Annotated in this window: 8 protein-coding genes; 4 read left to right on the top strand and 4 right to left on the bottom strand. The window is 70.2% G+C overall.

Going from position 1 to position 8,550, the window contains the following annotated elements; all coding sequences use genetic code 11:
- Positions 1-72: 72 nt before the first annotated feature.
- Positions 73-1,287: an N-acetylmuramoyl-L-alanine amidase gene (locus ACWDU4_RS28015; protein WP_450117227.1), complete on the bottom strand. Its 1,215-nt coding sequence runs from the start codon at positions 1,285-1,287 to the stop codon at positions 73-75.
- Positions 1,288-1,510: 223 nt separating this feature from the next.
- Positions 1,511-2,560, bottom strand: a complete 1,050-nt coding sequence (locus ACWDU4_RS28010) for a type III polyketide synthase (protein ID WP_450117226.1) — start codon at positions 2,558-2,560, stop codon at positions 1,511-1,513.
- A gap of 182 nt (positions 2,561-2,742) precedes the next feature.
- Between ACWDU4_RS28010 and ACWDU4_RS28005 the strand changes: the two genes are divergently transcribed.
- The 3 genes from ACWDU4_RS28005 to ACWDU4_RS27995 are packed head-to-tail and all read left to right on the top strand — an operon-like array spanning position 2,743 to position 6,237.
- Positions 2,743-4,032 (top strand): glycosyltransferase, encoded by a 1,290-nt coding sequence (locus ACWDU4_RS28005; protein ID WP_450117225.1) that lies wholly within the window; start codon positions 2,743-2,745, stop codon positions 4,030-4,032.
- 40 nt (positions 4,033-4,072) lie between these two features.
- A complete protein-coding gene (locus ACWDU4_RS28000; RefSeq protein ID WP_450117224.1) occupies positions 4,073-4,747 on the top strand; it encodes a YceI family protein in 675 nt (224 codons plus the stop codon).
- Positions 4,648-6,237, top strand: coding sequence for a bifunctional 3-(3-hydroxy-phenyl)propionate/3-hydroxycinnamic acid hydroxylase (locus tag ACWDU4_RS27995; protein WP_450117223.1), 1,590 nt, complete (start codon positions 4,648-4,650; stop codon positions 6,235-6,237). The genes ACWDU4_RS28000 and ACWDU4_RS27995 overlap by 100 nt, the downstream gene beginning before the upstream one ends.
- 152 nt (positions 6,238-6,389) lie before the next feature.
- Here the strand turns inward: ACWDU4_RS27995 and ACWDU4_RS27990 are convergent, their stop codons facing one another.
- Together ACWDU4_RS27990 and ACWDU4_RS27985 are read right to left on the bottom strand one after the other, a co-directional pair.
- Positions 6,390-7,295: an SDR family NAD(P)-dependent oxidoreductase gene (locus ACWDU4_RS27990; protein ID WP_450117222.1), complete on the bottom strand. Its 906-nt coding sequence runs from the start codon at positions 7,293-7,295 to the stop codon at positions 6,390-6,392.
- Between the two features lie 172 nt (positions 7,296-7,467).
- Entirely contained in the window at positions 7,468-7,890 is a 423-nt protein-coding gene (locus tag ACWDU4_RS27985) for a MarR family winged helix-turn-helix transcriptional regulator (RefSeq protein WP_450117221.1), read from the bottom strand.
- Positions 7,891-7,981: 91 nt separating this feature from the next.
- Between ACWDU4_RS27985 and ACWDU4_RS27980 the strand changes: the two genes are divergently transcribed.
- Positions 7,982-8,386: a helix-turn-helix domain-containing protein gene (locus ACWDU4_RS27980; protein ID WP_450117220.1), complete on the top strand. Its 405-nt coding sequence runs from the start codon at positions 7,982-7,984 to the stop codon at positions 8,384-8,386.
- Positions 8,387-8,550: the final 164 nt, after the last annotated feature.

The raw sequence follows: 8,550 nt of genomic DNA, 5'->3' as shown, positions 1-8,550 counted from the left end.
GCCGGACACCGCAACGGTGTCCGGCCCTCGTCGTGGTTACGGGTGGACGTCGGAGCTCGCGACGACCTTGGCTCAGCCGAGCACCTTGAGCAACACTCCCAGCAGGTCCGCGAACACCCCGAGGTTCGCGGTGTCGGCGAGGTTCTGCAGGCCGTCGAGACCGAAGGTGGACAGCAGCGTCTGCAACGCCGCCAGCCCCTGGGTGACGACAGTCGCCGGCGACGACTCGCCCGACGGCGCCTTGGTGGTCGACGACGTCGCGGTGGTGGTGGTCGCCGGCGTCGCGGTGGTGGTCGCCGGCGTCGCGGTGGTGGTCGGACTCGACGTTGCCGGCGTCGACGTCGCCGGAACGCTGGTCGTCGCTGCCGCAGGCGCGGCGGTTGCCGCTGCCGCGGGTGCCGCGGTTGTCGTGGGAGCCGCGCTCGTCGGCGTCGTGACGGTTGCCTGCGCCGCCGGGGTCGCGGTCCCGCTCACGCCCATCAGATAGTCGACCGCTCCGACGATGATCGCGACGGCGTGCTTGAGCCGGCCGTCCTGACTGTCCAGGACCGCGGCGTCGTCCGGGTTGGATCCGTTGCCCATCTCCACGAACGCGAGCGGCACGGTGGTCAGCGCGGGTCCGGCGATGTCGCTGCGGCTCTGGATCCCGTCGACGACACCGGCGTAGTTCGCCGGCGCGAACCCGCCCTTGACGTAGGCGTCCCGGATCGCGTGCGAGGCCGCCAGGCCCGGGCCGGACTGGACCTCGTCGACCTTCTCGTCGGGAATCGGCAGCGTCGGCACGATCAGATGGAAACCGTGCTTCGTGTCGTCCTCCCCCGCGGCCGTCGAGTCGGCGTGAAGGCTCACCGCGAGATCGGCGCCGGACGCACTGGCGGCGCGGGCCCGCTCGTCGACGCAGCCTCCCCAGCCGGAGTCGTCCTGGCGGCTGAGTTCGACCGTGGCGCCGAGCTTCTCGAGTCCCGCCTTGACGAGTTGGGAGACGTCCCAGGTGATGGTGTGCTCGGGGGTTCCGCCGAGACTCGTCATGCCGGTGGTCTGGCAGTCCTTGGTGCCGCCGCGGCCGTCGTCCACCTGCCGCGCGAGGTTCTCGCTGTAGTTCGTGCCCTGGTGGCCCGGGTCGAGGAAAACCTTCTTGCCGACGAGCGGGGTCGGTGACGCACCGGTCTCCGCGACCGCCTCCGCCGCCGCGGCGTCCCCGCTCGGGTCGGCGAGTGCCGTGACCGGGAGCAGAAGGGTGGTCAGGGCAACGGCGGAGATCGCGGCGCCGGACTTCCAGGTGGTCATCTTCATAGGCTTCGACGGACGCACGGCCGGGCGGATCCCGGGGCGCCGCTCTCCTTCCAGCGGGGCAGGCGGAACTGTCACATCAGTCCCTCTTGTCACAAGCGGACCAAGTGAAACATCCGACACGCCCCGACGGGAGGGTTCGGCACCCGCGCAGCGCGAACCGTTGACGTTCTGTGACCTCCCGTTGACGCGCCGAGCCGGCCCCGCCCGCGTGGCGGGGTCAGATGTGGAACAGCATCGTCTCCGCCGTCAGCCCCGGCCCGAAGGCCATCGCGCAGCCGGTGCCGGTCGGGCCGCCGTCACGGGCCCGCTTCATGATCTCGGCGAGCACGAACAGCACGGTCGCCGACGACATGTTGCCGTAGTTGTCGAGCACGTGACGGGAGGCGGACAGCGCGTCCGGCGCCAGCCCGATCGCGTCCTCCACCGCGTCGAGGATCGATCGGCCACCTGGATGCACGGCCCACAGGTCGATCGACTCTCGGTCCGCCCCCGCCAGAATCTCCTTCAGGGTGGGTTCGTCGAGTGCGCGCGCAAGGGTGCCGGGCACCTTCCCGGAGAGCACCATGTCGAACCCGATGTCGCCGATCCGCCAGGTGATCAGCTCGGGCGAGCCCGGCACCATGACGGCCTTGAAGGAATCCATTGCGATACCCTCCTCGTCCGCGCTGACCAGCACGGCGGCACAGCCGTCGCCGAAGACGAGGAACGAGAGCATGGTCTCGAGCGACTCCGACCGCTGCAGGTGCAGCGAACACAGTTCCAGGCTGACCACCAGCACGCGAGCGCTCGGCTCGGACCGGACGATGTGGTGGGCGAGCTTGAGGCCGTTGATCCCCGCGAAGCAGCCCATGAACCCGATCTGGGTCCGCTCCACCGACGGGCTGATGCCACAACTCTTGATGAGCTCGAAGTCGATTCCGGGCGAGTAGAAGCCGGTGCAGGTGATCACGATCAGGTGCGTGATCTCCGCCGCGCGATCACCGAGTTCCAGCCCCTCGACCGCACGGACCGCCAGACCCGGTGCGCTCCTCTCGAATTCGATCATCCGGGTCTCGGTGTCCACCGAGTTCGGGTCGTCCCCGTAGAAGGTCTCGGGCGAGCCGATGCCCGCCCACCGGTGCGAGATCTGGGACCGTTCCGCCATTCTCCGGAACAGCAGTTGCTTGCGCCGCTCCGTGAAAGTGCCGTCGGCAAAGTCGACGAATGCCTGGTGCACATCGTGTTCGGGCACGACGGTGCTGATCCGGTTGATGAACGCAGTGGTCATGAGGGGGCACTCCGGGAGGGATGAGAGTGGGAGGAATCGAGAGAAGGCCCAGGGTGCGGTCGTTGAACCCTTGACGATCGAAAGTTAGCCCACCCTCAACGCCGGCGCAAGGGGTACGTTTGGCGGCCGGTCCCCCACACCATTCTCGACACCCCTGGTGACCCGCCCCCGAAAGGACCTGTGTGGCTTCGATTCTGCTGTGCAGCGCACCCCTGACCGGCCACGTCCAGCCGATGCTCGCGATCGGCAGGCGGCTCGTGCGGGACGGCTGCGACGTCGCGATCCTCACCGGACGCAGGTTCGAGGACCGGGCGGAACGCGCCGGGATCCGGTTCGTTCCACTGCCCCCGACCTGCGACTACGACGAATCCGCCCTCGACGAGCGGTTTCCCGGCCGTCGGCGACGGCCGGCGTTCCTGCGTTCCCTCTTCGACGCCGAGCGAATGTTCGCGGCGCTGGCCGCCGACCAGTACCGCGCGGTCGTCGACGCGGTCGAACGCGAGGGCGCCGACACCGTGATCGCCGAGAATCTCTTCATGGGCGCCCTCCCCCTCGTCGGAACGAAACCGGACGGTCGCCCAAATGTGTTCGCGGTCTGCACATCTCCCCTGATGGCCACGAGCATCGACACCGCACCGTTCGGCCCGGGACTGCCGCCCTCGACCGGCCGGCTCGGTCGGCTCCGCAATCGCGCACTCAACGCCGGCGCCCGCGGTGTCGTGATGCGGCGCGCCCAGGGGATCGCGGCCGCACAGACCCGCCGGGCGACCGGCGCGGATCCGGCGTGCTTCCTGCTCGACTGGCCTCTCCTCGCCGACGACGTGTTCGTGCTGACCACACCGGGATTCGAGTATCCGCGAACCGATATCGGCGGCCGGCTCAGCTTCGTCGGACCGATCCTTCCCGCCGCGCCCGAGGACAGTCCGACACCGCCCTGGTGGTCTCGGCTCGACACGGACCGACCGGTCGTGTTGATCACCCAGGGCACCCTGGACAACCACGACCTGAGCACACTGATCGACCCCGCCGTCGACGCACTCGCCGGCACCGATGCCCTGCTCGTGGTCACCACCGGCGGCCGCCCGGTCGAGACCGTCCGCCGGACGTCCCCGAATCTGATCGTCACCGAGTTCGTGCCGTTCGACCTGCTGCTTCCCCACGTCGACGTGATGGTGACCAACGGCGGTTGGGGCGGTGTGCATTTCGCGCTCTCCCACGGCACCCCGCTCGTCGTCGCGGGCAGCACCGAGGACAAGGCCGAGATCGGGGCGCGCGTCGCCCGATCCGGGGCCGGTATCCGGATTCGCGCCGGTTCCCCCTCGCCTGCCGCGATCCGGCGTGCGGTCGACACCGTCCTGCGTACTCCCGGTTACCGTAACCGGGCTTGCACACTCGCCGACGAATTGGCGAATCTCGATGCCGCCGAACTGATCTCACGTCGGGTTCGACGGACCGCTCGGCACGAAACATAGCGCCCCACGAGGCACCCGCCATGCGCTAGGTTTCTCGCTCATGCGCAAACGTCTGTGGTGGATCCTCGGTTCGGTGGTCGTGGTGGCGGCGCTCGCCATCGGCGTCGGGCCGTGGGCCTACGCGAAGTTCCTGCACGGCGACCAGCCCGATGCACTGGGACTGTCGGGCACGTCGGAGGGCGGGTCCGGGTCACTCGACGGCGAGTGGACCGTGCAACCGACCTCGGCGGCCGGATACGAGGTCTGGGAGACGCTCAACGGACAGCGGGTCTTCGTGCGCGGCCAGACGTCGACCGTGAACGGCACGGCGACCGTGCAGGATTCGAAGCTGACCACCGGAACCGTCGAGGTCGACGTCGCCAGCATCGCCACCGACAACGGCCGCCGCGACTCGTACTTCGACATGTTCGTCATGAACACCGGCAGCTTCCCGAAGGCCACCTTCGAGGTGACCGAGCCGGTGGACCTCGCGGCCGTGCCGGAGGACGGTCGGGCGGTGTCGGTTCCGGTGACGGGGAAGCTGACCCTGCGCGGTCAGAGCCGAGAGGTGACAACCGATTTCGACATCCGGCGGTCGGGCGAGACGCTCGAGACCGCGGGCGCCCTCGACGTCGCGTGGTCCGACTACCAGGTTCAGAAGCCGACAACCTTCCCGAACATCGTGGTCGAGGACGCCGGCCAGGTGCAGTTCTCGATCGTGCTGAGCCGGTCCTGATTCCCGCGTCCGCCACCGGCGTCCTCGTCGTCGGAGCCGGCCCCACCGGGCTGACCGCCGCGACACTGCTGGCCCGGCGCGGCGTCGACTGTGTCGTCGTCGAGCGGCATCGCGAGCCGTACCCGCTGCCGAGGGCCGTACACCTGGACGACGAGGTGCTGCGGATCGCGCAGGCCGCCGGGTCCGCCGAGGACGTCGCGGCCGTGTGCCGGCCCGCACTCGGCATGCGACTGGTCGATCCGGCCCTGCGCACCCTCGTCGAGATCCGGCGTGACCGCGACGTCGGCGTGCACGGCTGGCCGGAGACCAACATGTTCGACCAGCCCGACCTCGAACGGGTCCTCCGGACGCACCTCACCCGGCACCCGCAGGCCACGCTGCTCACCGGCCACGAGGTCGTGTCGGTGCTGGCTCGACCGGCAGGCGGCGCCGAGGTGACCGTCCGCGACCTCGGTGACGGTCGGAGCCGCACCGTCGGCGCACGCCACATCCTCGCCTGCGACGGCGCGAACAGCCCACTGCGCAGGCAGATCGGCTCGCGCATGCGCGATCTCGGATTCGACCAGCACTGGCTGGTGGTGGACGTCCGGGCCGACCGCGCGGTGGAGCTGTGGCCGGGCGTGCACCAGATCTGCGGCGGCGAACGGTCCGGAACGTACATGCAGATCGGCGAGGACCGGTACCGCTGGGAGTTCCGGCTGCCCACCGCCGAAGCCGTCGACGAGGACGCCGTGCGCGGTCGTCTGGACCCGTGGTTCCCGACGGGCGAGTACACGGTGCTGCGCAGCACCGTGTATTCGCACCGCGCCGCGGTCGCCGACACCTGGCGCCGCGGGCCGGTGTTCCTGCTCGGCGATGCCGCGCACCAGACGCCCCCGTTCATCGGGCAGGGACTCGGCGCCGGGCAGCGCGACGCGATGAATCTGGCGTGGAAGATCGCCCTGGTGCACGCGGGTGACGCCGACGAGTGCCTGCTCGACACCTACCAGCCGGAGCGCCGGGCACACGTCACACGGGCGATCCGCGGCGCGGTCCTCGTCGGCCGGGTGATGTCGGCTCCGCCGCTGCGAGCCGGCCACGCCTCGCTCCGCGGCGCCGCCCGGCTGCCGGACCCGGATCCTCTCGCCCGGCGGTTCCTCTCCCCGCGGCTCCGCGGCAGCGCGTTGACCCCGCGGGCCCGCACGATCGTGCGCTCCCCGATCGGCATGCCGGTTCCACAGTGGGTGCTTGCCGACGGCCGCCGCTCGGACGAACTGCTGGGCCCCGGGTTCGCGCTCGTCGGGACCGCAGAAGCCGGCCCGCTCGAGGCCCTCACCCGTGAGGTCGACGCACGGCGGGTGCCGGTCGCCGCGGCCCCGGACGCGGCGACGTGGCTGGGCCGGCATCGACTGCGCGCCGCCCTGGTCCGGCCGGACCGGGTCGTCCTCGCCACCGAGGACCGTCGCGGCCGGTTCAGGGGCCCGCGCACGCTACGGACCCGACCACTGTGACGGCGCGGTCCTGCCCCCGGCTCCGTCGAAGCCGGCAGTCGAACACGTGCGCGTCACGCCGCCGGACGCGACCATCATCTCGATGTCGTCGCGGTCCTCGACGCCGTCGATGACGCTTGCCCGCCATCGCAGAGCCGGCCGAGTTCTCCGCCTCAGCGGACGTGGTCGGCGGTGAGGCGCTCGACGGCCTCCCACAGCTGCCGTTCCCGCTCCGGGTCGTAGGACTCGTCGGAGGACCTGGCCGCGGCTGCACGGTCGACGTAGCCGCCGGTGGTTGCGGGCGTGTTCCCGAGGGCGGCGTCAGCGAGGTGACGGCCCGCAGCCTCGAGGCCGGTGGCCATCGGGGTGAAGGCCAGCAGCGGCATCACGCGGCGCACCGCGAACCGGGCGAGGGGTCCGGCGTCGCGGGCGAGGTCGGTTCCGGGAACGAAACCGGGGTTGAAGCCGACGACGTCCACGCCCCGAGGGAGCCGTCGGGCGTACTCGTGCACGAGGTGAATCGCCGCGAGCTTGCTGGTCGAATACGCGGTCCGGCCCGCGGCCGTCGAGTCCGGGGCGGGGAACGCCCGCACCCGCGCCAACTCCTCCGGTGCCCGCCACATCGGGGCCGGAACCATGCCCATGTTGTGCCGGAAGTCGCCGAAGTGCGTGTCACTGACGGTGACCACGATCCGTGACGGCGCCGCGAGACGGTCCTGGAGACGGCGGACGAGGACGTGGTTGGCGAGGACGTTGACCGCGAACGTCGCCTCGAATCCCTCGGCGGTCTCCGTGGTGTCGTCGGTGTGCTGCAGACCGGCGTTGGCGACCAGGAGACGCAGCGGCGGCAACACCCCGGCGTCCACCCTGCGCGTGATCTCGTCCGCCGCGATCCGGACGCCACGCAGCGAGGTCAGATCCGTCGGGATCGACACCACCGTCCTGCCGCCACGGCTCAGCCGGGTGGCGACCTCGATTCCGCCGGGATCGCGTGCCGGCAGCACCAGAACCGCCTCGGGCGCGCCGGCGAGGATCCGCTCCACCGCGACCCGGCCGATGCCTCGGGTCGCTCCTGTCATGACGACGGTGTAGGCCACACCACCCCTCAGATCGCGCGGGACTCACCAGTACCGAAGAAGTCCCGAAAGTGAAACATCCCGGCACAGCCCAACGGGAGAGTTCGCGCACGGTGTGCACCGAACCGTCGACGTTCTGTGACAGACCCCGAAGGACATGCCTCGGGGTGGCATTTCACCGGTCGGGCACCATCCGCCCCAGCAGCTCCAGAAAGACCCGCTGCTCCGTGGGTGCAAGCGGCGCCAGGAACTCGGACTGGACGCCGTCGAGCACGACGTCCAGTCTCTCCAGCTGCGCACGGCCCCGCTCGGTGAGTGAGACGATCTTGCGACGCCCGTCCGCAGGATCGGGCGTGCGGGTGGCACACCCGGCAGTGCAGAGGACGTCCAGGCCCGCCGTGACGTCGCTGCGGTCGATCCCCGTCAGCCGGCCGACGTCGGCCTGACTGGCGGGGCCGAGCTCATCGAGGGCGGCGAGGATCCGGTAGTGGTACGGCCGCGACCCGGCCGCGCCGAGAGCCTCCTGCACGAGCCCGTGGGCCCGCTGCTGGACCCTGCCGACCAGCCACGTCGCTCGCCTGTCCAGAGGTTGCACCATGACCACACCCTAGCCAACTTGTTGGTCCGACCAACAATCTATATCGTTGGCCACACCAACAAATGATCTGCATCGAGGATGGGAGAAGTCCATGACTCCGTTCGGCCCCCAGTTGATCGGCCAGACCGAGAAGACCCTCAACGCCCTGCTGCGCGGCATCCTCGTGGAGCACCAGCTGTCCGAACCCGAATGGGTGGCGCTACGACTGACGACCCAGTTCGACGGCGACGGCGATCTGGTGGGGTTCGTCCGCGCCGCGGCGCCACTGCCCCACATCGAGGCGGTGCTGTCCGGACTCACCCAACGTGGGCTGATCGCCGACGACCGGCTCACCGACGACGGGCGGACACTGGTCACCCACATCGGCACCCGAACAACCGAACTCACTCGGCCGATCTGGACCGGGCTCGACGCCGCCGACACCGCGGCCGCCGAGCGCGTGCTCAACGAGGTCCTGCACCGGTCCCGCGCCCTGCTGTCGAAGGCGACGGCCTGAGCGGACCGACATCACTCGACAGATCCGAGCGGGACGACAACCGCGGGTGCGGAAACGAAACGACGAGGGGGGGGGTTCCGGGGGGGGGGGCCCACCCCGCGGGTTTTTTTTTGACAAAGTGCCTTTGAAACACTACCCCCCCAACCCCCAAATATGTGTTTACC

This window comes from Rhodococcus sp. NPDC003348 (genome assembly GCF_053589375.1).
Note: the sequence above shows the minus strand (reverse complement) of the source record. Positions and strands in the feature narration are given on the sequence as shown.

What these genes read in the sequence shown, in the direction of transcription:
- ACWDU4_RS28010 (WP_450117226.1), bottom strand. Translation starts at nt 2,560, where the DNA reads ATGACCACTGCGTTCATCAACCGGATCAGCACCGTCGTGCCCGAACAC.
- ACWDU4_RS27990 (WP_450117222.1), bottom strand. Translation starts at nt 7,295, where the DNA reads ATGACAGGAGCGACCCGAGGCATCGGCCGGGTCGCGGTGGAGCGGATC.
- ACWDU4_RS27985 (WP_450117221.1), bottom strand. Translation starts at nt 7,890, where the DNA reads ATGGTGCAACCTCTGGACAGGCGAGCGACGTGGCTGGTCGGCAGGGTC.
- ACWDU4_RS28000 (WP_450117224.1), top strand. Translation starts at nt 4,073, where the DNA reads ATGCGCAAACGTCTGTGGTGGATCCTCGGTTCGGTGGTCGTGGTGGCG.
- ACWDU4_RS28015 (WP_450117227.1), bottom strand. Translation starts at nt 1,287, where the DNA reads ATGACCACCTGGAAGTCCGGCGCCGCGATCTCCGCCGTTGCCCTGACC.
- ACWDU4_RS27980 (WP_450117220.1), top strand. Translation starts at nt 7,982, where the DNA reads ATGACTCCGTTCGGCCCCCAGTTGATCGGCCAGACCGAGAAGACCCTC.